The sequence below is a fragment of the Microcystis wesenbergii FACHB-1317 genome (assembly GCF_014696875.1).
Classification (GTDB): Bacteria; Cyanobacteriota; Cyanobacteriia; order Cyanobacteriales; family Microcystaceae; genus Microcystis; species Microcystis wesenbergii_A.
Map to the genome: position 1 here is coordinate 25,333 of NZ_JACJQV010000125.1, position 25,665 is coordinate 50,997.

General features: G+C 41.1%; 16 protein-coding genes and 1 pseudogene. 11 read left to right on the forward strand and 6 right to left on the reverse strand.

What is annotated here, in order from left to right:
• Nucleotides 1-292: 292 nt before the first annotated feature.
• The 3 genes from H6F92_RS10035 to H6F92_RS10045 all read left to right on the forward strand — a co-directional run bounded on the left by H6F92_RS10035 (nucleotide 293) and on the right by H6F92_RS10045 (nucleotide 2,431).
• Nucleotides 293-1,012 (forward strand): acyl carrier protein, encoded by a 720-nt coding sequence (locus H6F92_RS10035; protein WP_190357720.1) that lies wholly within the window; start codon nucleotides 293-295, stop codon nucleotides 1,010-1,012.
• Between the two features lie 85 nt (nucleotides 1,013-1,097).
• Entirely contained in the window at nucleotides 1,098-1,484 is a 387-nt protein-coding gene (locus H6F92_RS10040) for a hypothetical protein (RefSeq protein ID WP_190357721.1), read from the forward strand.
• A 2-nt stretch (nucleotides 1,485-1,486) separates the two neighbouring features.
• Nucleotides 1,487-2,431, forward strand: a complete 945-nt coding sequence (locus H6F92_RS10045) for an NAD(P)-dependent alcohol dehydrogenase (RefSeq protein ID WP_190357722.1) — start codon at nucleotides 1,487-1,489, stop codon at nucleotides 2,429-2,431.
• 359 nt (nucleotides 2,432-2,790) lie between these two features.
• On the opposite strand, the gene H6F92_RS10050 is transcribed toward H6F92_RS10045, so the two are convergent.
• Nucleotides 2,791-4,026: a bifunctional sterol desaturase/short chain dehydrogenase gene (locus H6F92_RS10050; protein ID WP_190357723.1), complete on the reverse strand. Its 1,236-nt coding sequence runs from the start codon at nucleotides 4,024-4,026 to the stop codon at nucleotides 2,791-2,793.
• Nucleotides 4,027-4,237: 211 nt separating this feature from the next.
• On the opposite strand from H6F92_RS10050, the gene H6F92_RS10055 reads away from it, so the two are divergent.
• From H6F92_RS10055 to H6F92_RS10090, 5 genes and pseudogenes are all read left to right on the forward strand, one after another.
• Complete coding sequence (locus H6F92_RS10055) at nucleotides 4,238-5,665, forward strand: glycosyltransferase family 2 protein (protein ID WP_190357724.1); 1,428 nt, start codon at nucleotides 4,238-4,240, stop codon at nucleotides 5,663-5,665.
• Nucleotides 5,666-6,262: 597 nt separating this feature from the next.
• A complete protein-coding gene (locus H6F92_RS10060; RefSeq protein ID WP_190357725.1) occupies nucleotides 6,263-7,255 on the forward strand; it encodes a DUF4351 domain-containing protein in 993 nt (330 codons plus the stop codon).
• Nucleotides 7,256-7,469: 214 nt separating this feature from the next.
• The gene (locus tag H6F92_RS10065; RefSeq protein ID WP_242030082.1) at nucleotides 7,470-12,947 is read left to right on the forward strand and encodes a Calx-beta domain-containing protein; all 5,478 of its coding nucleotides are present in this window, start codon (nucleotides 7,470-7,472) and stop codon (nucleotides 12,945-12,947) included.
• A gap of 355 nt (nucleotides 12,948-13,302) precedes the next feature.
• On the forward strand, nucleotides 13,303-14,268 hold the full coding sequence (locus H6F92_RS10085; RefSeq protein ID WP_190357726.1) for an o-succinylbenzoate synthase: 966 nt from the start codon (nucleotides 13,303-13,305) through the stop codon (nucleotides 14,266-14,268).
• Nucleotides 14,244-15,586: pseudogene (locus H6F92_RS10090) on the forward strand (2-succinylbenzoate--CoA ligase). The gene H6F92_RS10085 and the pseudogene H6F92_RS10090 overlap by 25 nt, the downstream one beginning before the upstream one ends.
• A gap of 24 nt (nucleotides 15,587-15,610) precedes the next feature.
• Here the strand turns inward: H6F92_RS10090 and H6F92_RS10095 are convergent.
• The 5 genes from H6F92_RS10095 to H6F92_RS10115 all read right to left on the reverse strand — a co-directional run bounded on the left by H6F92_RS10095 (nucleotide 15,611) and on the right by H6F92_RS10115 (nucleotide 21,964).
• Nucleotides 15,611-17,041 (reverse strand): efflux RND transporter periplasmic adaptor subunit, encoded by a 1,431-nt coding sequence (locus H6F92_RS10095; RefSeq protein WP_190357727.1) that lies wholly within the window; start codon nucleotides 17,039-17,041, stop codon nucleotides 15,611-15,613.
• A 9-nt stretch (nucleotides 17,042-17,050) separates the two neighbouring features.
• Nucleotides 17,051-18,259, reverse strand: a complete 1,209-nt coding sequence (locus tag H6F92_RS10100; RefSeq protein WP_190357728.1) for an ABC transporter permease — start codon at nucleotides 18,257-18,259, stop codon at nucleotides 17,051-17,053.
• On the reverse strand, nucleotides 18,256-19,743 hold the full coding sequence (locus H6F92_RS10105; protein ID WP_190357729.1) for a M50 family metallopeptidase: 1,488 nt from the start codon (nucleotides 19,741-19,743) through the stop codon (nucleotides 18,256-18,258). The genes H6F92_RS10100 and H6F92_RS10105 overlap by 4 nt, the downstream gene beginning before the upstream one ends.
• Nucleotides 19,744-20,216: 473 nt before the next feature.
• Nucleotides 20,217-20,366, reverse strand: a complete 150-nt coding sequence (locus H6F92_RS10110) for a hypothetical protein (RefSeq protein ID WP_190357730.1) — start codon at nucleotides 20,364-20,366, stop codon at nucleotides 20,217-20,219.
• Between the two features lie 95 nt (nucleotides 20,367-20,461).
• Nucleotides 20,462-21,964: a radical SAM/SPASM domain-containing protein gene (locus H6F92_RS10115; protein ID WP_190357731.1), complete on the reverse strand. Its 1,503-nt coding sequence runs from the start codon at nucleotides 21,962-21,964 to the stop codon at nucleotides 20,462-20,464.
• Between the two features lie 651 nt (nucleotides 21,965-22,615).
• On the opposite strand from H6F92_RS10115, the gene H6F92_RS10120 reads away from it, so the two are divergent.
• The 3 genes from H6F92_RS10120 to H6F92_RS10130 all read left to right on the forward strand — a co-directional run bounded on the left by H6F92_RS10120 (nucleotide 22,616) and on the right by H6F92_RS10130 (nucleotide 25,657).
• On the forward strand, nucleotides 22,616-24,088 hold the full coding sequence (locus H6F92_RS10120) for an NADH-quinone oxidoreductase subunit M (RefSeq protein WP_079206433.1): 1,473 nt from the start codon (nucleotides 22,616-22,618) through the stop codon (nucleotides 24,086-24,088).
• 208 nt (nucleotides 24,089-24,296) lie between these two features.
• Complete coding sequence (locus tag H6F92_RS10125; protein ID WP_190357732.1) at nucleotides 24,297-24,806, forward strand: hypothetical protein; 510 nt, start codon at nucleotides 24,297-24,299, stop codon at nucleotides 24,804-24,806.
• A 71-nt stretch (nucleotides 24,807-24,877) separates the two neighbouring features.
• The gene (locus H6F92_RS10130) at nucleotides 24,878-25,657 is read left to right on the forward strand and encodes a photosystem II electron transport protein, Sll1252 family (protein ID WP_190357733.1); all 780 of its coding nucleotides are present in this window, start codon (nucleotides 24,878-24,880) and stop codon (nucleotides 25,655-25,657) included.
• Nucleotides 25,658-25,665 lie beyond the last annotated feature (8 nt).

Consider the following 25,665-nt stretch of genomic DNA (forward strand, 5'->3'; position numbering starts at 1 on the left):
CTAGGGTTGATTCAAAGTAGGGTTGATTCAAGGTAGGGTTGATTCAAGGTAGGGTTGATTCAAGGTAGGGTTGATTCATGAATCAACCCTACCCAAACCCCGGAGCGCATTAGTTTTTCGGTGGGATGCTTACAGCCAGCTGCTGATATGTATGTAATCATCTAAGAGTCACTGATAATTGCTGATTGTCGGTATTTCTGCAAATGTGAGATGCACCCCTAGATTTTTTAGAAAAGTATTTATCTTGAGATATAATACGGTTGAGATTTTTTGCAGCAGAGGATCTAATCAAATGAATGAAGATAGCAAAAATTATGAGATGCAAATTCTGGCAATGATGATCAATCAGTATTTGGATGATATGGTATCTCTGAGTGAAGAAAAATTAAATCAGCTAGAAGCAAACCGCGATCAGATTGTTTGGGATTTAGCCACAAGAATTTACAAGGAAAGTGGTCATAAAGTAGAATTTCATATAATACGAAACTTAATTAATTCTAGAATTGAAGTTATGAGATATCAGTTATTTTTCAGTCAATCCAGTCTATTGGAATCAAGGAGAATCAATGAAGAGAAAGCTATTAAAATAGCAGAACAAAAAGCTAATGCTGTTATTAACGAAAAAAATGATGATACCGAGAAAATAACGTCACAAGACAATGAACGAAAACTGGCAATTTTCATCAAAGTTCAAGAGATAATTAGTGATCAATTAGAGGTGGAAAAGTCTGAGATACATATTGATGATGAACTATTTTATTTACAATCTAAGGAAAACGTCGGTAGTTATAGTTCTTATAGTTCTTATCGTTCTTATAGTTCTTGTAGTTCTTTTGTCCGGAATAGTTGGTCTGACTTATTATCAAATTGGGGAGGAGATGAACTTGATACACTTGAATTAATCATGACTTTAGAAGAAGAATTTGATCTAGAACTTTCAGACGAAAAATGCCAAGAATTTACAACAGTGAAAAAGCTAGTTGATTATCTTGCTGAAAATTTAGGCAAGTAACAATATTAATTTTTATCAAAATATCTCAAGTTATCAGCCAAATATAGCTATAATCCAATTAGAGCGAGTTCTAAACCAACAACTTATGATTAGTCGCTACATTGTCCTATGGCTCCCGATGGTCTTAATAGGAATTAGTAACGGTATTCTCAGGGAAAGCACCTACGGAAAATATCTCGATGAACTGCGCGCTCATCAAATTTCTACCCTGACCGGAATCCTCTTTTTTAGTCTTTATATTGGCACTCTTGTCTATTTTTGGGGTCTAGAATCGTCCAGTCAAGCAATTACTATCGGTTTAATTTGGTTAGTATTAACAGTGGGTTTTGAGTTTCTGTTCGGTCATTTTATCGCCGGTCACTCTTGGTCAAGATTAGGACAAGATTATAATCTTTTAGCGGGACGAGTTTGGATTTTTGTTCTCTTGGTCATTACTTTTGCTCCCTTACTATTTTATCAACTTTTTTCTTAATTATGAAAGCTATTATCATTAATCGCTATGGCGATAGTAATGTTCTCCAATACACAGACATAGAAAAGCCAATTCCCCAAGGAAAAGAAGTCTTAATTAAGATTATGGCAGCGGGAATTAATCCGATTGATTGGAAGATTCGTCGGGGAATGCTCAAAATAGCCACAGGTAATAAATTTCCCCTGCAATTAGGTTTTGATTATGGGGGAATTATCGTTGAAAAAGGCAGTCAGGTGGAACAATTTCAGATCGGAGATGAGGTTTTTGGTTTTCTCAATCAATTACCGGGTAAAACCTATGCTGAATATGCAATCATTCCCGCTTCCCTATTAGTTAAAAAACCCCATAATCAGAGTTTTATTGAAGCTGCTGCCACTCCTTTGGCTGCTTCTACCGCTTTGCAAGTGTTGCGAGATTTTGGCGGTATTCAAGCAGGAAATCGGATTTTAGTTAATGGTGCATCGGGAGGAGTGGGTAGCTTTGCTGTGCAGATAGGGAAAATTTTCTCCGCAGAAGTAGATGGAGTCTGTAGTAGTAAAAATATCGATTATGTCACCTCTTTAGGAGCAGACAAAGTTATAGATTATACCCAAGAAGATTGGAGAGAAACTGAGCAGAAATATGATATAATCTTCGATGCTGTGGCTAAGTCTTCTTTTTGGCACTGTCGTCAGCTTTTAAAACCCCAAGGCACTTATATAACCACCCTACCAAATCCCGGAATTATCCTCTTAAATTATCTCACTGCTTGGTTGCCCCAAAAAGGGAAAGTGATATTTTTTGCTCAAGCACAAGCGTCTGACTGGCAATTTCTCAAAGAAGCGATCGAATCGGGTAAATTAACTGTTAGAATCGATCGCACCTATACTTTTTCCCAGGTGGCAGCAGCTCATAATTATAGTGAATCGGAAAGGGTGCGAGGAAAAATAGTCTTGATCCCCGATTAAGGATAAATTAAGCTGATAAGCTAAGACGCATTTAAACCGCTTATTATTAGATTAGCAGAATCTGCCCAACCCCCCCAACCCCTAGGGTCGTTTCATTCTCGCAAATGTCATTCAATCAAATCCTTATCTGGCAAGGTTTTCAGTCAATTTCTCAGAACAAATATCTGAAAAATTTTTAAAATGCCTTGCTTTGCTTGCCCCGTAAGCGATTGAAGACAGACAAACAAGGAATCAAACTAGAGAATGAATCAGCCCTACCCCAACCCCCCCGACATCGGGGGGGCGGGGGGCAAGGGTGGGGTTGCCTGTTGCCTCGTCTCAACAAGCAATTTAAATTACGAACGGCTTATCAAGATAATTTAAGGATTTTCCCTATTTTTTGGGGAGCGAGTAAATAGTTTTAAGTAGGTAGAAACAGAGAATTCCTTAATTGGGAAGGTGATAAAAGTCAAGGGATTAATAGTAATAATAATATTGCGGCTATCCCTCTGTACCGCCTTGATAATCTGTTTAGCCACCCAATCGGCGGACATAATACCCACAGGATTTAAATTACTCTTAAAAGGGCCAAGAATTAGCTTTCTTACCACACAGGGGGCATCTAAACGACGCAGGGTAATCATATCACCGATCGCCCGTTTACTGAGTTCATAGAGGGGACTAAAGGCAGGATTAACCTCCGCTTCCGAGGTATTCACCCAGACTTCCTTGCGGGCAATTTGCTCGTTAGTGCGGACAGTTTTGAAGAATAATTCCATTAAACGCCAGACGGAAAAAGTATTCACTTGGTAGGCTAATTCGATCGCTTCTGGGGTTCTTTGGCCGTGGACATTAACGCCATGATTTAAAATCAGTATATCTACAGACTTAAATAGGTTCTCAAGTTGCGTTTCTTCGCCGATTTGCCATTTCACGGTTTTTACGGGTACTGATTCGCCGTTAATTTCAATAGCGATCGCATTTTCCCCAGAAGTGAGCGCAATCACCTTGGCTCCCTTCAGTTGTAGGTACTTTAACAGCGATCGCCCTAAAGTTCCATTCGCTCCGGTAATGGCGATCGTTTTACCCTTGAGAGAAAGTGCCGTCCCCATCAATTTATCCATAAAGGTGAAAGTTCCACAATAATAAGCCTTTTGGTTATCAAAATGGTGTCGCCAGTGGTAGGTACGATTAACGCGCCATTGAGCGGGTAAACTCTCAAATTGCCCCGGACGATGGGTTAAATCGGTTAATTCCTCCAGATTAGCGATACCTAAACCTCGACCGATCGCCGTACTGAGAAAAGCCAAAGTATAAAGGGAACCTAACCAACCCAACCAAGGGCGATCGAACCCCCAAGAGTAGGCCAATAGTACAGGTAAAACACTGGCAGCCAACATGACCAAGGCCTCCGGTACATCATTGTACCAGTGCGCCCGACGATAAATTTCCTCGCTCATTACCGACAGATCGGGACGAAAAACCCGATGATGCCAGACGTGCAGACGATAAAGGGGCTGCCAATGGTGAGCTAGGGCATGATAGCTATCACGCACGATCTCCACCCAAATAATTGAGCCACAAATCAGTCCGACACAGAGGAGCAGGTTTGACATAGGGGATAAATGTTAAATTTTCTCAACGAATGTAAACAAAGCAATCTTAGGCAAAAAAGCGCATTTATCGGGTTAAAAGAACCAATAGCCTGAAAAACTGGGGTTTCTTTCCCGAAAAAACTTAAGATTCTGTTAAAAATTTTAACAATTTTCGGTAAGATAAAGCAAGAAATAAGCTTCTATTTGAACAGTTACTTAACCTGAGTCGATTATGGCAGAAAATTATTGGTCGCGAGAGGATGATAACGAAGAATTAGACCCGATTGGTTCCCTCCTATCTGACTGGTCCGATCCCGAAGATGAGGAGGACGAATTTAGGAGCGAAATTTTTCAAGGCCGATCGGGACGCAGACAGAAAGCGGCTTTTAGCCTCATGGCGATCTGGACAATAATTATCGGACTTCATTGGCTTAGTTGGGGTTATTGGGCAATTATCGCCTTAACTATGGTACTATCGGGACAAGCTTTGCGGCTGCTGTTCACGAAACCGGAAACGCCGCCAATTCCTTTACTGGATAAGGATTTAGCCTCTGTACCTAGGGTGTCCCTCTTAGTAGCGGCCAAAAATGAAGAAACCGTAATCACGAAACTGGTTAATTATCTCTGTCATCTAGACTATCCCCAAGATAAGTTAGAAGTTTGGATCGTCGATGACTATAGCACCGATAACACCGGTGCAATTCTCGATCGCCTGGCTTTAGAATATCCCCAATTACAAATTCTCCATCGTCCTGCTAATGCCGGAGGTGGCAAATCCGGCGCCTTGAATCAGGTTTTATCCCTAACTAACGGGGAAATTATCGGCGTATTCGATGCGGATGCGGGATTATCCTCCGATTTACTGCGTCATGTCGTCCCGATGTTCGACGATCGAGAAGTGGGTGCGGTACAGGTGCGAAAAGCGATCGCCAATGCCGCCGAAAACTTCTGGACAAAAGGACAAGCGGTAGAAATGATCTTTGATAGTTGTTTCCAACAGCAACGGATCGCGGTGGGAGGAATCGGAGAATTGCGCGGAAATGGTCAATTTGTCCGTCGTAGTGCCTTAAATCGTTGCGGGGGTTGGAATGAACAAACGATCACCGACGATCTCGATTTAACTATTCGTCTCCATATCGATAATTGGAAAATTAATATCTTAAATTTTCCCGCAGTAGCAGAAGAAGGTGTGACAACTGCGATCGCTTTATGGCATCAGCGCAATCGCTGGGCCGAAGGTGGTTTTCAGCGTTATCTCGACTATTGGAAAGCGATTTTAAAGTCTCCCATGCCTTGGCCGAAAAAGTTTGATTTAATTGCTTTTTTGCTCGTTCAATATATCTTACCTGCGGCCGCTATTCCCGATCTTTTAATCACTATTACCCAGCATCAAGCTCCGATTTTAACGCCTTTAACTGGTTTGGCTCTTTCCCTTTCTCTCTGGGGTATGGTGACAGGATTAATCCGAGTTAATACGGGTAAAAAATTGACTTTTGCTCTTGGTTTGGACATCCTTGCTCAAACTATTCGCGGCATGATTTATATGATGCACTGGTTTATTATTATTCCCAGTGTCAGCCTGCGGATGGCTTTGCGTCCTAAACGTTTAAAATGGGTGAAAACCGTTCATCTGGGTGAACATCTCAGCGCCGAGGTTTAATTTTCGAGGATAGACTCCAAAAACTTTGGCCTTATCAGGCTCGAAATCCCCTGTCAGTGAAGGTTACAGCCTTTGGAAACCCCTTTGGGAAAAATTTCCAATTTCCTTAATCATGCTTGCTACCAATAATGTGTTAATTTAGATACAGAATTGAATTCCGTGACAGCACTGGGGTGGCGAAAAGCGCTCGCTCCAGTTTTTTTTCTCGAGAAAACGGGTTTCTTCAAGAAACCCGTTTTCTGTGGGGTTTTTTGCGTAAAGCATCCCCCTCTCCTCGTAGGTTAAGGGGGTAAGATCATAACAATCCGTTGCCAAAACCGACTTCTCAGAATATAATAGAGCTTGCTGAATAAATCTAAAAACCTTGTTGGGTAAGACTTTTAGACTTTTGGGAAATCAAAAAGTACTGGCTATCGGAGTGATCGGGGGTAAAATTCAGGTACTTTTTCCCTGAAAATTAGGTAATTGACCACCTGAAAATGGGTAAAACCCTACACCCTACACCCCACACCCTGCCCCCACGAGAAACTTTTTCAGCAAACCCTATAATAGAGAAGAGTAGTCATTCATCGCTCAGATTAGTTAAGATGACATTACATGACTAATAATATTGACCATGATCGCTTATTTAAGGAGTTAATCTCCACCTTTTTTGTCGAATTTATCGAGTTGTTTTTCCCTCAATTGATAGATTATTTAGATAGGGACTCGATTACTTTTTTAGACAAAGAAGTATTTACCGATGTCACGGAAGGAGAAAGGTATGAAAGTGATTTAGTCGCACAGGTTAAGTTTCGAGGAAAAGAATCTTTTTTTCTGATTCATGTAGAGGCGCAGGAAAGTTCCCGAAAGTGGTTTAACCGGCGAATGTTTACTTATTTTGCTCGCTTTCATGAGAAATTTGTCTTACCGATTTATCCGATTGTAATTTTTTCTTATTCAAAGCCAAAAAGAGAAGCAATTAGTCAATATGTAGTCGATTTTCCCGATTTTAAGGTCTTAGAATTTAACTATCAAGTAGTGCAGTTAAATCGATTAAATTGGCGAGATTTTCTTAATCAACCGAATCCAGTTGCTTCAGCTTTGATGGCGAAGATGAACATTGCCGAGAAAGAGCGAGCCAAGGTTAAGGCGGAATGTCTGCGCTTGTTAATTACTTTAAGGTTAAATCCAGCGAAAATGCAATTAATTTCTGGATTTATTGATACTTATCTCAATCTAAATCCAGTGGAAGAGAGACAATTTCAAGAAGAGATTAGCACATTTAGTCAACCCGTACAGGAGGGAGTTATGCAAATTACCACCAGTTGGATGCGTCAAGGTATTGAACAAGGTATCGAACAAGGTATTGAACGGGGTATTGAACAAGGTATTGAACGCGGTATCGAACAAGGTATCGAACAAGGTATCGAACGCGAAAAGACACTGGTTCTTCGTCAACTTAAACGCAAGTTAGGGGAGATTAATCCTTCATTGGAAACTAAAATTATGGAGTTAAGTATTGATGATGTCGAAGCATTAGCAGAAGCTTTATTCGATTTCTCTACAGTTGAAGATTTAATCAATTGGTTAAATACTTTAACTGCCTAGCTTTGACGTTAGCGATCACATCTTTGCAACAAATGAGAAAACGGGTTTCTTCGAGAAACTATTTAGAAAACCCGTTTTCTTTGAGAAACCCGTTTTCTTGTCCGTTGAGAAACCCGTTTTCTAGTAATAAATGTTAATTTCTGTTACAGGGGTATTGAAAAATTGGCGATTGTTGGGCTAAAACTGTTAGCAATAAACCTTTGCTGTTAATGTCATGACTTCTACCCTGTTGCCGATTCTTCCTGCTGTTGACGATATTTTGTTCAATTTCGCTCAATCTGATGGCTTTTGGGCAAATTTGGTCATCGCTTTTGGCACAAGTTATGATGTGGTTAAAGCGACGGAATTACGACAGCAGTGGCAAAGTCGAAATTTTAGTCAACTTCCTGAGATTGAGGTTGTCAACAGCAGTGTTTTAGGTAGTGCAAATGGCGCTTATGGGATTAGCACCAATAAGATATATCTATCTGAAAGCTTTTTTGCTTCTGCTAGTTTAGATGCTTTGGTTACGGTGATTTTAGAAGAAATTGGGCATTTTGTGGATGCTCAAGTTAATACGGTGGATACGGTGGGGGATGAGGGAGAATTATTTTCTCATCTGGTGAGAGGGGTTAATTTAACTGAGGCTGAGTTAACTTATATTCAAGCAGAAGATGATCGTTCTGTTATTAATTTAGGGGGACAATTTATAGGGGTTGAACAAACAGCACCAATTACTTTAATTGTCAATACTACTATAGATGAGAATGATGGTAGTGCCACTATTGGGAGTGGTTTATCTTTGCGGGATGCTGTTACAATTGCTAACACAAGTCCTAATACTCCCTATATTATTAAGCTGAAATCAGGAACGACTTATGAATTGACTTATGTTAATGATACGACAACAGGCGATCGCAGTTTGAGGACGAATGGTACGATTACCATTGAAACTGATGGAACAGCACTAGCTTCTATTGTTAATAATGCTAGTCCTATCTCTGGACAAAATGATAATAATTCTATTATATACAACTCTAGTAAACTTGGAGTTACATTAAATAATCTCTATATCAGCAACAAAGCAGGAGGGGGAATTTACAACGACTACGGGGGAACATTAACAATAACCAACAGTACAATATCTGGTAATACGGCTGATGACGGAGGGGGAATTGACAACTGGGGAACATTAACATTAACCAACAGTACAATATCTGGTAATACGGCTGATGACGGAGGGGGAATTGAAAACTCGGGAACATTAACAATAACCAACAGTACAATATCTGGTAATACGGCTACTGGTTCGGGAGGGGGAATTGAAAACCATTTTGGCACATTAACAATAACCGATAGTACAATATCTGGTAATACGGCTCGTTGGGCAGGGGGAATTGAAAACTCGGGAACATTAACAATAACCAACAGTACAATATCTGGTAATACGGCTACTGGTTCGGGAGGGGGAATTGAAAACTATTGGGGAACATTAACAATAACCGATAGTACAATATCTGGTAATACGGCTCGTTGGGCAGGGGGAATTGAAAACTATTGGGGAACATTAACAATAACCAACAGTACAATATCTGGTAATACGGCTACTGGTTCGGGAGGGGGAATTGAAAACCATTTTGGCACATTAACAATAACCGACAGTACAATAACAGGTAATACGGCTGCTTATGACGGAGGGGGAATTGAAAACTCTTGGGGAACATTAACAATAACCGACAGTACAATAACAGGTAATACGGCTGCTTATGACGGAGGGGGAATTGAAAACTATTGGGGAACATTAACAATAACCGACAGTACAATAACAGGTAATACGGCTGGTTGGGCGGGAGGGGGAATTGACAACTGGGGAACATTAACATTAACCAACAGTACAATAACAGGTAATACGGCTGCTTATGACGGAGGGGGAATTTACAACAGCCATTTTGGAACATTAACATTAACGAATAACATTCTTACTAACAATAATGCCAACTTAGGTGGTGGTATTTACAATAGGGGTACATGGAGTTCAAATAGTATTATTAGTGGACATACTGCGAACCGAGTTTGGTATATAGATTCAGATGGAGATTCAACTACATCTGAATCCAGCTGGATTAATGGTCAATGGATAGCAAATCCAATAGATCCAAAATATCCAAATATATATGATGATGCCACTTACACAGCACTCCCACCCACACCTGATTCTCCACCTAAACCAACGATATCAGTCAGTAATGCGTGGTTTGATGCTCCCGCAGGGAAGGTTATTTTCGAGGTTAAACTATCCTCAACCTATGATAAACCCATAACCGTTGATTACTATACCCTTGATGGAAGTGCCAATTCAATAGACCCTAACCAATTAAAAGATTTTAACAATGTTGTCAAACAAACCCTCTCCTTTTTCCCAGGACAAACCAGCAAACAAATAGAAATTACCGTTTTAGGAAGTGCGCCTCCTACCGACCAAACCTTTGAGATTTTGGCTAGAGACACCGCTTATCGTAATTGGACAGATACGGACAAAGGCAAAGAAGTAGATAAGATCTATGACTATAGTGACCTGGGTTACGAAGGCTATCGTATCAATAAAGTCTTCAAAGATTCTACTACAGGATTTGATGCTTTTGGTTTAACTTCTGATGAAAAATTCTTTCTGGTTTTAGCCAATCCCCTTAATGCCAATGAATTTACATCCAATAGCAATAACTTACTGCAAGATATTGCCAATACTTCAGGCGGTAACAATACCGCCGCCTATACTGCTGGACAGAATCTAATCAACCAACTCACCAGCGCCAATCAATCCTATACCTTCACTGATGGCACAATTTATGACCTTGCTAAACCTCCTGTTTTAGCCATTCGGGGTACTGTATTTTCATCTGGTAAAGATTTATTAAGTGATACTGAAACCGAAGGAGTTGGCTATAATCAATTTACTAACAATAAAGCCGCAGTCAATCAATGGCTTTCAGAAGTAACTAATCCCGTAAGCGGATTGACTCTAAAACCTAATATTACAGGTCATAGTTTAGGCGGTGCATTAAGTCAGTGGGTAGGGGGTAGTTATACAGGACAACTCGGAAAGATTGTTACTTTCAATAGTCCGGGTATTTCTCAACAACCCGGCATTAATTTCAACGCTACTAATAACTTAGGTGTAACCCATTACATAACTTCGGCCGATGTGGTTAGCATTGCAGGTTCAAAATATCTGAGTGGAGTCTGGAACTTAGAAAAATATTCAAAACTAACATCTGCAATTACTTTTGAAAAACATTCAGTTCCCGTCTTAAATCAAACTATTACAAGAACTAATTTGTCAAAGCCGACAGATTTAACTCGGAAAGTTGCCAACGGAAATACTAATGATTTAAGTAGTTACTGGTTTACATATTTGCCTGATGCTGATTATTTTGCTCTTCAAGCAGCCGTTACTCTAATAAGTCCAATTCTGGGTGCAGCTTTAACTTATCGTGGAACCGTTGAACTGAATCGAAAAGCAATTGGAAGTGCCATTGATGGTCTTGGAAATATATCCGATGCAGTAACATCCGCTTACAACGCAGCTAAATCTTGGACTTCAGATGCGTGGAATGCGATTATTGGACAGTCTGACAAGAAACTTGGTTTATCTCCATCAACTGCAAATCAAAGCAATTCAACGCAAACGCTTGCATCATCTTTTCTGGACACAAATAGCTATGAAATAGCAACAACAGCTACAGCATCACAGACAATTGATAACTTTTGGGATGCCATACCTGATTGGGGAGATAACGCTTGGCAAGCTACAACTAAATGGTCAGGAGATGCTTGGAACAGTATTGATGAATGGACACCCCAAACTTGGCAAGCAACAACTACCTGGACAGCAGCCGATTGGGATAAACCATTCTTTACTATCTCAAATCCGACAATTGTAGAAAACAATTCAGGAACAAATAACCTGATATTTAAAGTTACATTGTCAACCACAAGTACCCAAACAATTACCGTAAATTATGCCACTGCTGATGACACAGCAACAGCAGGAAGCGACTATACAGCCACAACAGGGACTCTCACCTTTACCCCCGGACAAACCAGCCAAGATATTATTATTTCAGTCAATGGTGATACTGCAATTGAACCGGATGAGACTTTCTTGATTAACCTTGCTAATCCTAGCAATGCGCTGATTACAGATAATCAAGGATTAGGAACAATTACTAATGATGATGGTGATAATATCAGTGTCACCCCAATCGAAGCTTTTGGTAACACCAAATTAGTCCAAGACACAACTAATAAACTTTACACCCAAATTGGCAATAATAACCCCACTGCTATTAAAATTGGTGCCACTCAGATTACCACAAATATCTACCATGGTTGGCAAACTCTAGCAGCAGAAACCGTCAACGGTGTCAATCAAGTTTTATGGAAATATAACGATGGTAATTATCTCCACTTGTGGAGTTTAGATAATAACTGGAATTGGCAATCTTCAAGCGGATGGTGGGGATTAAATTCCCCGGAAGCTTTTACTCAAGAAACCAACTTCCAACAAGACTTTAATAGTGATGGAATCATCGGTTCACCCTACACCCCAATCGAAGCCTTCGGTAACACCAAATTAGTCAAAGATGCGACTAATAAACTCTACGCTCAAATTGGCAATAATAACCCCATCGCCATCAAAATTGGGGCCACTCAGATTACCACAAATATCTACCCTGGTTGGCAAACTCTAGCAGCAGAAACCGTCAACGGAGCCAATCAAGTTTTATGGAAATATAACGATGGTAATTATCTCCACTTGTGGAGTTTAGATAATAACTGGAATTGGCAATCTTCAAGCGGATGGTGGGGATTAAACTCATCGGAAGCTTTTACTCAAGAAACCAACTTCCAACAAGACTTTAACGGTGATGGAATCATCGGTCAACTCACCACAATCGAAGCCTTCGGTAACACCAAATTAGTCAAAGATGCGACTAATAAACTCTACGCTCAAATTGGCAATAATAACCCCATCGCCATCAAAATTGGGGCCACTCAGATTACCACCGATATCTATCCAGGTTGGCAAACTCTAGCAGCAGAAACCGTCAACGGAGTCAATCAAGTTTTATGGAAATATAACGATGGTAATTATCTCCACTTGTGGAGTTTAGATAATAACTGGAATTGGCAATCTTCAAGCGGATGGTGGGGATTAAACTCATCGGAAGCTTTTACTCAAGAAACCAACTTCCAACAAGACTTTAACGGGGATAATCTGATTGGTAATCCCTTACCTATTATCGGGTCATCAAACGATGATATTCTCACTGGTACTCTGGACAATGATATTCTAGTTGGTGGCTTAGGTAATGATACCATAACAGGGGGTGCGGGTGGCGATAAATTCACCTTCAACAACCGCAATGAAGGTCTTGACACAATTACCGATTTCCTCTCCAGTCAGGGGGATAAAATTACTGTCTCTGCTGCGGGTTTTGGCGGTGGTTTAGCCGCAGGAGTGGCGATTACAGCCGCTCAATTCGTGTTAGGAACAACTGCATTAAATGCCAGCAATCGCTTTATTTATAATACAATCACTGGAGGATTATTCTTTGATGGGGACGGGACAGGTACAATAGCAGCTATTCAAATTGCAACTCTTAGTTCTAAACCCAGTATTTCCGCCTCTGATATAGTTGTATTAGTTTAATCTAAATACAGCTTGTAGGGTGCGTTAGGCGGCCAAAATTGCTGCTTTGACTGGAAGGTGACAATCCGTCGTAACGCACCACCTATCATCGACTGTGATTGTGTGATGGACTATGATTGAAGTAACGCACTACCTATCATCGACTGTGATTGTGTGATGGACTATGATTGAAGTAACGCACTACCTATTATCAACTAAGTAGCTGGTTACAATTAAAGATAAAATACAAAGAATCAGAAGCCTGTCCCACTATCTAAGTGGGTAGAATTAAATATAAGATGAACGTAGGTTGGTTTGAAGCATGAAACCCAACGCCTGCTCATGTTAAGCTTTTCACGACTACTTATAGTTAATCATGTATTTCTGGCAATTTCGTGTTTATCAGCGTCCTTTGCTGCATCCCCTACAAAACCATCACGGACTATGGAAAATTAGGGAAGGAATTATTATTCGCTTAGAAGCGGAAGATGGACGTATTGGATGGGGAGAAATTGCTCCTTTACCTGAATTTGGTTCGGAAACATTATCGGCAGCAATATCATTTTGTCAAAGTCTCGAAAATCCCCTATCAATAAATTCAATTTTTTCTATTCCTGAACAATTTCCCGCTTGTCAATTTGCCTTTGAATCAGCTTTAGAAGATTTAAGTATAGAGAATCAATCAAGAGAATTAGAACCGAAAAATTATAGTTATTTATTACCCACTGGTGCGGCAGTATTTCCCTGTCTGGATGATATTTTAGCCGCTAATCAAACTAATACTTATAAATGGAAAATTGCGGTCAATTCTCTCAAGCAAGAGTTAACCTTATTTGAAAAATTAATTGACCGATTACCCAGGAAAATTAAATTGCGTTTAGATGCCAATGGAGGATTAAGTATTGCTGAGAGTAAAATCTGGTTAAAAATTGCCGATGAATGTCAAATAATTGAATTTATCGAACAACCTTTACCCCCGTCTCAATGGTTAGAAATGTTGCAATTAAGTCAAGATTTTACCACAGGAATTGCCTTAGATGAATCCGTAGCCAATCTTCGACAAATAGAGGAATGTTATCAACGGGGATGGCGAGGAATTTTTGTGATTAAACCTGCTATTACTGGTTCAATACAAGGGTTAAGAAATCTAAGGGAAAAATATCCCTTAGATTTAGTATTTTCCTCGGTTTTAGAAACTAATATCGGCAGAAAATCCGCTTTACGTCTAGCACAAGAATACCCCAAAAAGGAGCGAGCTTTAGGTTTTGGTGTGCAACAATGGTTTAATAATAGTGACCCCGATTGGTTAAAAAAACTGTGGACGACATCAGCAAACAATTAGCATATCTCAGTCAAAAAGATTGGTTATATGGATACAATAGCCAGAAATTTTATCAATTATATCAGTCCTATGCTCGGCAATTTATTGCCGCAGATAATCCTCGATTAACTATACTGCTTGCTGAAGGCAATCCCCTTAAATTCTTAGCGATATTCTTGGCTGCCGTCAGGTCAAAAAGTTGCCTATTTTTAGCTAATCCCGACTGGAAAACTAACGAATGGCAACAGGTTTTCTCTCTGGTGCAACCCGATGATATTTTTGGCGAAAATATCAAGGTTTTTAACTATAATTCTCCTCCTGTCAATCCTTTGACTAATTCTCTGATGATACCCACGGGGGGAACCTCGGGAAAAATTCGCTTTGCTATCCATAACTGGTTAACTTTAACTGCTTCTGTCAAAGGTTTTTCTGAATATTTTCAAGTCGAGCAGGTTAACTCTTTTTGCCTACTGCCTTTATATCATGTTAGTGGTTTAATGCAGTTTCTGAGAAGTTTTTTAACGGGGGGAGATTTTGCTGTTATTCCTTACCATAAAATCAAACAAAAGCGCATAAATAATCTCAATCTTCAAGATTATTTTATCTCTTTAGTACCCACTCAATTACAATTCTTTCTAGAAAATGATCCTCGATGGTTAGCCAATTTTAAAACAGTTTTACTAGGAGGTTCCCCTGCATGGCCATCTTTACTAGAAAAAGCTAGAGAATATAATATTTGCCTATCTCCCACCTATGGAATGACGGAAACTGCCTCACAAATTGTCACTCTTAAACCAGAAGATTTTCGACGAGGAAATAATAGTAGTGGACAGCTATTACCCCATGCTCAGATAAAAATTAATCCCGATAACCAGAAAATTATTATTGAAGCTAAATCTTTATTTTTAGGTTATTATCCCCATCTTAATCAAGCAAGCTACTTCGAGACCGATGACTTAGGTTATTTGGATAAAAGTGGTTATTTATATATCATTGGTCGCGATAGTCAAAAAATAATTACTGGAGGAGAAAATGTTTATCCTCTTGAGGTAGAAACTGCCATTAGACAAACTAATTTAGTTAAAGATGTGGTGGTTTTAGGGTTGCCAGATTCTCGATGGGGACAGGTAATTGTCGCTTTTTATGTACCCGTTAATTCTCAGATATGCCAGACAATTATTCAATCCCAGATTAAAGATAAATTAGTCAATTATAAACTGCCGAAACATTGGATAAAATTACCAGAGATACCAAAAAGTCCCCAGGGGAAGATTAATCGAACCAATTTAATTAAATTAGCTGAAACTTTTTTGACACCGAGTCAAACCCCAGACGATAATTATAGCTGATCTAAACAGATACTCTAAGGAGAATCTTCAGGATAGTCGATAAATACCCGCTCTCCAACCTTAACCCCATTAAGAACCTGAGTTTTATCGCCGATGACTGGGCCAAGAGTCACCGGACGGAATTTAGGTTTATTCTCCTGGTTAGGAACTAATACCCCAGTCTTGCCATTTTGAGTTAAAACAGCGACATTTGGTACGACTAAAGCCTGAGGAATTGAGGACCCTAAAAGAGTCAGTCTCACATTCATTCCCGACAGGAGTTTTTCCTGTCCCGTTTCAATTGCTATCTGTACCTGAAAAGAGGTGACATTGTTAGTCCTGACTGCTTCTGGGGCAATCAAGCGGACTCTCCCTTGAAAGACTTTTTGCGGATAGGCATCAGTACGAATTTGCACCATTTGTCCGACTTTTATTTTACTAATATCTACTTCTGAAAGTTCGGCGAGAATCTCCAATCCCGTGGCTAAAGCAACAATTGAAGTAGAAGTAGCAGAAGCACTACTAGAAGCGGAAGTAGTTGGGGTGACAAAAGCACCGATGCTGGCATAGCGTTGAGTAATCAAGCCGGAAAAGGGAGCCACAACCACGCTATCTTGCATTTGGGATTGAACCCGCAAAACTTGAGCTTTGGCTACGGCGACTTCTGCCCTTGCTTGGGCAATTTCTTGGGGGCGGCTGCCATTTTCCAATTCTGTTAGTGCGGATTTAGCTTCAGCAACTTCGGCACGCGCCTGGGCAATTTCTTGGGGGCGGCTGCCATTTTTCAGTTTAGCTAATTGGTTGATCGCTTCTTGGCTGTTAGCGGCAGCACTCTCAGCATCGGCAGTGGCTTCATCTAGTTGATCTTGCGCGATCGCTCCATCGGCTAAAAGCTGTCGGTTCCTCTCCAGTCTAGCGACGGCGAGTCTTTCTTTGGCTTGGACTGCTTCTAGTTGAGCTTGAGCTTGGGCAATGTCTTCAAGGCGACTGCCCGCCAGTAATTGAGCGAGACGGGCTTCGGTTTGGCTCAAACGGGCAAGACCCTGGGCGATGTCCTCAGGGCGGCTCCCCGCCAGCAATTCAGCGAGACGGGCTTCTTGGCGACTGAGATTAGCCTGCGCTTCTATTAGTTGGGTGCGAATTTCTGTATCTTCCATGCGGGCGATAACTTGCCCTTCCTTGACCCGATCTCCTTTTTCCACGAGAAGTTCTGTCAAACGCCCGGAAGTTTTGGGACTGATATTGACGCTTTCAATCGGTCTAACTGTGCCGCTGGCTTGAATTTCTAAGGTAAGGTTCTCTTGTTTGACGGCAACCGTGAGGTGATTGATGTCTGTGGGAGCAGCGGGACGGCGCGATGTTAGGTAAACTGTAGCAGTGCTGCCGATGATGCCGACGGTGAGGATTCCCATCGTCCAGGTGCGGGGGAGCTTGAGGGTAATTTTGGGGATCACTGGAACTTGCATAGTTAGGTTTTATATACTCCGCAAGGCGACAATTGGGTCTAGTCGGGCTGCCTGTCGGGCAGGAGCGACTCCGAAAAATAGTCCGATGCTTCCCGACACACCTAAAGTTAAAGCAATCACTAGAGGAGAAATGCTGGCTTTGAGGGGAGTAAAACTAGCAACGAGGATATTGCCGCCGACTCCCACAAAAGCCCCGATTGACCCCCCAAGTACCGAAAGGATAACTGCTTCAATAAGAAACTGCATGAGAATCTGGCGGCCAGATGCTCCTACTGCTTTTCGTAGTCCAATTTCTGAAGTGCGCTCACTTACAGAAATCAGCATAATATTCATGATACCAATGCCGCCGACGAAAAGAGAGATACTGGCGATCGCTACTAAGAATAAAGTCAGGGCGCTGGCAATCCGGTCGGCAGTTGCTGACAAATCTTTTTGAGTTTGTATGCTAAAGTCATAAGCCTGATGGCGCTGTCGCAGTAGATTTCTTACTTGAAATAGGGCGGCTTCTACTCTGGTTTTATCTCGTGCTGAAAAGGAAATAAAGGATAGTTCTATACCAGCAGAAGAGGTTGTTCCAGTCAGGCGATTGGCCATTGTGGTAACTGGTATCATGGCAACATCATCCAAATTGGTTCCTAATACTGAACCTTTCGGTTTCATCACTCCAATAACCCGAAAATCAATATTTCTAATCCGCACGTATTGATTTAGAGGATTTTCTTGGTTAAATAATTTTGTTGCCAATTCTGGTCCTAAAGTCACGACTAAATTATTGCTTTCAATATCTGATTCATTCAAAAATCGCCCCTTAGCTACATCAAAATTTCGCACCGAGAGATATTCCGGTGTGGTGCCAATAGCAGTAGTCTCAAAGGTTTTACTGCCGTAATTTGCAACTTCGGTCGATTGAATTTCAGGAGCAACTCCCGACACGGCCGGCACTTGAGTGGCAATCGCTCTAGCGTCTTCTAATACTAAACTTCTCGGTTTTTGATAAGTAGTCCCCCAACCATCGCTGACATCAGGGACGACAAATAAAACATTAGTTCCCAAGGATTGAAACTGCTGGGTCACTAAATTTTGTGTTCCCTGACCAATTCCGAATAAGGTGATGACGGAAGCATTGCCCACAATAATCCCTAGCATAGTCAGGCTACTACGCAGTTTATTTTTGAGGAGATTTTGACTGGCAATTTGCCAATAATCAAAAATTTTCATTGGTTCCCTCCTGATTGAGTTTGACGGCGGAATTTTAGATTAATTAGGGCTTGAATTAAACGCCATACCATCAAGCCAAAAATAGCAAGCAGAAAAGTTGAAGTAGCAAAAGCTTTTAATTCTTCTAAACCCAAAATAGGAGGCCAATGCCAAAGCTTAGAAGCAATTGAAACTACTGCTTGGGGATACTTGACTGATTCTTGCCAGAAGAGAGGAAAAATGAACCAAAGAAAATATCCCCAAATAGCAAAACTCAGGAAAGTATATAAGGTTAAAATTATCAAAATTGTGGGAGGCCAAGGTAAAGGTTTTACTGGACGTTTCCTGAATTTATTCAAGAAATAATGAGAAATGCGTAAAGGTTGCGCCGCTAAATTTGTCACCCCCAAAGCATCAGCAAGGAACCAATAGCCATCAAACTTAAAGACTGGATTGAGGGTAAATAGACAACTGCCCACAATCATCAAGAGAGCGAGTTTGAAGGCGAGCAAATCAGTAAATTTATAGATTATAACATAAACAGCAGCAACTACCAACTGGAAAAATACGCCGCCAATATCGACAATTACCCTTTGCCAACGCTTGAGTCGCCAAGCGGAACTAACATCACTATAAAAAGCTGGCCAAATCAGATAGAAAGTAAACCCAATATCACTGGGTTCACTACCATAACGGCTACAGGCACTCGCATGACCTAATTCATGAATTATCAAGGAAAATAGAAATAGTAAATAGCCCCAGAACAAGCCATCTGGTGTAACTTCTAGATTAAAATCATTATGGGGAGCAATAGCAACGGCCAGTGCCATGAAACCTAGCAAAAAATAGACAATAATTTTAGAAAAGGCAAAAGAAAGAGAAGCTGCAATGGGACGAACCCAACTTTTCGGCAGCAGGGGAAACTGGAAGAAAAATTCTGACTGCTTTGACTTAGGATTGCGCTCAATTTCATTAATTTTTCCTAATACTTTATGATAAGCCGCTTCAACTTGAGCCGGTGATACCTGCTGTCCTTTTTTATTCAGATCTTCAGCCACTGACTCGAAGGAAACCCCTAAGCTGCGCTGTTCTAACAAGTAATAGGAAGTAGATGACAGTCTAATATAGGTGGGATTTGTTCCCACTGCTAATAGATAAACTGGACGACCTTCAGATGTATCAACTATCAGTCGTTCTTGAATTCCCTGGATGTCTGGCAATTTGTCCATAGTTGGTGCAATTTTTCTCTGATTTTCCGATAAAATAGTCTCTCTGCTCAGTTGATGCCAAGCATTAGCGGCTTTCATCACGAAGGTGCTAGTTATGGTGCGGCTACCATAGGAAAGAATTTGATAAACTTGACCGGAAGCACGCCCCAATTCCATGCGAATAAATTGACAATTTTCCCAAGCTTTATCTGGTTGCTGACAACTTTGCAGAAATGACAAAGCTGGGGTAGCTAAATTGTTATTCTCCTCACCTCCCTCCAGCTTGGCGACAGCCACCAATCCTAACAGAGATAGGGCTGTACTAAGAGAATCACTGGCTTTATCTAGATATTTTCAGGCAAGTTCTCAAACATAATTAGCGTGTCCTTTATAATAAATTTTATGATTTAATTTTTTTCGTAATTCTTCTAATTGTTCCTGGCTGTAATCTCGATGTATTCGAGCTACAGCAATAAAGAAAGAAGGCTCTTCTAGAGTAGTTATGATATTTTAGGAGAAAATAATCCACGCAAGCCTTGCCAAAAGGCTAACCAGAATTCAAAAAAGCAATTTTAATAAAAAAAGCTTTTTGCTTTGTTGGATTCCAGGCTATTTAAGGGGTTAGGCTCATTTAAACTACTAATTTGCTATAACCAGTCTAGGAGAGCCAGAAAGAATAGCCTATTAAGCGCAATGACTTTATCTGTAATAAGTGCCTTTTTTGTGCTTTTCAAAGCTGACTTAACAAGCTATTCTTCAAAAATCAGCTTTTAACCACGGATGCGAATAAAACATCGCACGATACAAATACCAGCAACTGCCGCCGCTAACTCAAGACGTTTTTCCAGTTCTTCAACATCAATTTCATCAAGATTCAAGTTCTCGATTTCAGGTTGAATATTTTTGGTTTTGTCATCCATGATGGTATTCTCCTTTTAGTTGGATTAAGTTGACTTGAACAATTGGGTTGAGAAAGATAACTCTCCCCAGGCACAGCTTGACAGATAAAGACCGTTTATACAGGACACAAAAGCTCCTGTCTTTCTTCTACTTCCGTACCAGCCACATGATTTAAATATGCTTCAGCTACACTGGCTCGAAAGCGATGGGCAAAACCATCACAATAATTGGTATAGAATTTGCCCTTATTACTCATGGCGACAGCAGCACACCCACCTCCGCAAGAAAAAGAATAGCGACACTTGCGACAAACTGGGTTAGAAACAACCGTGCGATTTCGCCAGGTTTGATTTAATTCTTCATTTAAGATAACTTGACTGTCTTCTGTTATGTGACCAATGCGAATTTTCGGATCTCCCGTTTTGTCCCAACAAGCATAAATATCGCCAAAAGGATCGAAAACGTACATTTTGTTATGGGCACCACAGAAACTGGCTTTGAAGGAATTTATCGGCTCTCTATTCTCTGCAAAAATCTCTCTGACCCTCGCCATCAATCCATCATCTGGTCGCTCAATTACCCGCATATTGGGATGTTCTTGGCGCAGGGAGTTTAGTTGCAAATCTAATTCCCAAGAATTTAATGTAGTTTTGACCTCAGTTTTGCTATTAGACGCAGTAACTACGGCAGTATAAGCCTGAAATCCTTTGTATTTATTCCAGCCTCTAGCAACAATTTCATCAGCCAAATCGGGCAGTTTATTAACATTGTTCCTGTCAATATTCATTCGCACCGCCACCCGGACTCCCAAATCTAATGCCCGGGTAATATTCTGGGCAATTTTCTCGTAAGAACCTTTACCGTCGGCATAAATTCGCCGCTTATCATGTTCTTGGGGAATACCATCTAAAGTGATTTGTAGCCAAGAAATTTTGTCTGGAGCCAGTAAATCTTGATAAGCTTCTAACTCTGTTCCATTGGTAATCGCCGAGAAATTTGCCTTGCCTGAAGCGAAGGCGCGCTCAAGGATATATTCAATCGTTGAGCGGTTTTCTGCCAATAAAGGCTCGCCACCATAAAGAGTAATATCACGAGGTAAGTCAGCATCTTCTGCTACGCCGTGAGCCGCTTCAATGGCAGGCATAGCGGCAAAAATCCTATCCACTACCTCTGGGGACATTCTTGTTAATAAATGCTTGTAGGCTGGATCTGTCCTCATGTGATCTTGAAAACAATAAGGACAGCGCAGATTACAACTATAGGTAGGCATGAAAACATAAGTCGGCATCAAACGCTTCTGGAAATGATGCAGCTTGGTTGCTAACTTCACGAAGAATGCCTCCTCTTCCTCTGGTGTCATTTTCGTCAAGTATCCCCGCTTTTTCAGCAACTCAATTGTTGCTTCAGCGGGGGGTGTGATTTCCCCATTAATAGCCGGTTCAGGAGTCCAATCTCCGTATAGAGGTTTAGGTGGTGCTTTCACTTCCAGGGAACGCAAATAGGTGGCAACCCGTCGAGAAACTTTGTTATAAGCTCCCGTGTAACCATGGACTAGCAGCATTTCGTCGGTACTGCTAGGTAAGTCAACATAGATCGTGTAACTGCTTGTTCTTAGCATGGTAAGTCAAGGTATGGTATGTTGATAGGTTATTAATGTAAGCGAGGAGGCAACGGAAAAATGGGGGCTTCAACCACGTTATTGGGCTGAGTTAGCCTCAGATCATTTTTCAAAGGTAAAGTAATGACAACCTAGTTGATTATTCCAAAGCGCAATCTCTTTCTGAGAGCGGAATTTTCAGATGTTAGTCGCGACTGTTAAAAATTAGTATCAGTTGCCTAGTTTTTCTGTTTCTGAGAAGGGTAAGAGGCGATTGGCTTTGCACCCCTCTTTAACCTTGACCATCAATTTAGCATATTTTCTCGGCATTAACTGAAACGTAATATAATTAACTGAAACTTAATATAATTAACTAAAACTTAATATAATTATCTAAAACTTAATAAATATTAATAACACACCTAATGATTAGAACTTTGGCTTTTCTCGAATTTGTGTGATAATCAGTGCTTATCATTCGTAGGAGTCTTGCTAGGCAAGGTTTTGAAGACTATATTTCTGGAAAATTATCCCTATTCTTCTCCCCTCGACACAGAAACGGGAAAAACCAGAGATAGTTATTTCAAAAATGAATGGTAAAAGTTGATAGCTATCTTGCTAAAGATTGACCGCTCAGGCAATAATGGGAAGGTTTATCATGCCCATTAAAGAATGCTCAACGCTTTTATTTGGCTACCGATTATAGGGGCGATACTGATTGCCTACACGCCTCTAGAGGCGAAAAAAGTGCGAGGATTAGCTCTAACTCTTGCTGTCGTTCTCTTACTGCTTAATATTCTCCTTGGCTGGCAATTTGACCCTAGTAACCCGCAAATGCAGTTCACGGTTAACCTGCCTTGGATTAATTTCCTCGGTTTCAACTATGCCCTCGGTGTCGATGGATTGTCATTCTCATTACTTTTTCTTAACAGCCTCTTGACAATAATTGCTCTTTATGCTAGTGGCACAGAGGTTAACCGGCCGAGATTTTACTATTCTCTGCTCTTGTTACTCAATGCCGGAGTAGCGGGGGCCTTTCTAGCGCAGGATTTACTGCTATTTTTCCTATTTTACGAATTAGAAATCGTCCCGCTTTACTTTCTCATTGCCATTTGGGGGGGGCAAAGACGCGGTTACGCGGGCATGAAATTTTTATTATACACGGCAATTTCTGGCTTTTTAGTGCTAATCTCTTTCCTTGGCTTAGTTTGGCTAACCGGTGCTAATAATTTCGCCTATAACCCCCTTTTATCGAATAATTTAGACGTTAAAACTCAATTACTGCTCCTTATTCCCCTTCTGATTGGATTAGCCATCAAAATCCCGATTTTTCCCTTTCATACTTGGCTACCGGATGCCCACGTGGAAGCATCTACCCCCGTTTCTGTGCTTTTAGCGGGAATATTACTCAAATTAGGAACCTATGGACTGCTGCGCTTTGGAGTCGGTTTATTTCTCGATGCTTGGGTGACTATCGCCCCTTGGTTAGCAACAATAGCAGCTATCAGCGCCCTCTACGGGGCCAGTTGCGCTATTGCCCAAAAGGATATGAAAAAAGTAGTCGCCTATTCTTCCATTTCCCACATGGCCTATATTTTACTAGCGGCGGCGGCCACCACCAGATTAAGCATCACCGCGGCGATTTTGCAGATGATTAGTCACGGTTTAATTTCCGCTTTGTTATTTTTGTTGGTGGGAGTAGTGTATAAAAAAACCGGCAGCCGGGATGTGGATTATCTACGCGGTTTATTAAATCCCGAAAGAGGTTTACCAATCACGGGAATGTTAATGATTTTAGCGGCTATGGCCAGCGCCGGCATCCCCGGAATGGTGGGATTTATCGCCGAGTTTTTAGTTTTTCGTGGCAGTTTCCCGATTTTCCCGATACAAACGCTCCTCTGTTTGGTCGCTAGTGGTTTAACCGCAGTATATTTTCTCCTGATGATTAATCGGGTTTTCTTTGGTCGTTTAACCCCCGAATTATCGCGCATTCCTCGCAGTACTTGGCCCGAAAGATTTCCCGAAATTGCTTTGGCTTTATTTATTATTGTTTTGGGATTACAACCGAGTTGGATGATTCACTGGAGTGAAAACCAAGCATCAATGTTATTAACCGGGACGGCAATCAGTCAAAAGCAATCATAGAAACCTTTTTCGGAGTTTTTAAAACCTAGACCAAAACTAACTTTTGGATAGGAGGAACAGTTGGCATTTATCCCTCGATTCAGCAACAGCTAAAACTGAATTAACCATTGACTAACGCCTCCCCTTGAATATTTTCTTGATCGATCGGCTTTTCAGTCCCCAAAATCCTTACAATAGGAGATGAAGATAGCCTGAAAAGTTGGAGAATATGAATTATCTCATTGCCGTGTTAGCTGATCGCATTCAAGCAGAAGAAGCTGCCGTTGCCCTCGAAAAAGCGGGAATTCCCCAATCTCAAGTGACTATTCTCGGTCGCGGCTATAAAAGTGCCGATGAGTTCGGTTTGATCGATCCCTTCCAACAAGCCAAAAAACGGGCTACTCTCATGGCTTTTTGGCTAATTCCCTTCGGTTTTGCCGGGGGCTACCTTTTTAACCTGATTACGGGATTGCATACCTTTGATTGGGCGGGAGAACCGGGCAATCATATCGTGGGCGGCATTGCTGGGGCGATTGGGGGGGCGATGGGCAGTATTTTCGTCGGTGGTGGCGTGGGTTTATCCTCTGGCAGTGGTGATGCACTTCCCTATCGTAATCGTCTCGGTGCGGGAAAATATATTATTGTCGTGCAGGGTTCTGAAAACCTGAAAAATCGAGCGACTCTTATCCTGCGTCAATTTAACCCCGAAAATCTGCAAGGATACGCCCTAGAACAGTGAACGGTTATTAGGAATAAGTTATCATTCATCTGATTTTTTCCTAAGAATTTTTGATTAATTACCACAAAACAATGTTACCAAGAGAAGAATTACTAAAGGGTGTCGAGAACCGCGAGGAGATAGCGAAAGTTATTGATAAAGCCGAACAAGCGATTAAGACTTGGGAAGTGACGGTGACAGACTTTCTTTCTCCCGCAGTTTTGGCGGAAGTAGAACGAGTTTTTCAGCGTTTAACTGATGTGTCAATGCAAAAATGGGGCGGTTATCCCCAAGCAGAAAGACAGCGCCTCGGTATTGCTAGAGTTGATCTACCTTTGACAGTAACAGATATTCCCCTATCTGCCCTTGATATTGCCGGTAATTTTCTTTTTGATACCGCTAACCACCGGGATTTTTTAGGGGCGATGTTGGGGACGGGGATCGTCCGGGAAAAAGTCGGCGATATAATCGTTTTAGGTGAGCGAGGAGCGCAGGCGATTGTAGTGCCTGAATTGGCAGATTTTTTATCTGCTAATTTGCGACAAGTGCGTTCGGTTCCCGTGAAAACTAGCCTGATTCCTTTGACGGAATTAAAAGTTAGACCACCGCAAAAAAAAGAAATTAATACGGTGGAAGCTTCCTTACGTTTAGATGCGATCGCATCGGCGGGTTTTGGCATTTCTCGCAGTAAAATGGCCGAAGCAATTAGCGCCGGGGATGTGCGAGTTAACTGGAAAGATATCAGCCAATCTAGTTATAATGTTAAGACCGGTGATTTGATTTCTTTTCGGGGAAAAGGTCGTCTAGAAGTGGGTGAGGTTACTGTGACCAAAAAAGAGCGCTATCGTGTTCATTTAACTAGATTTATTTAGTTTTTTTC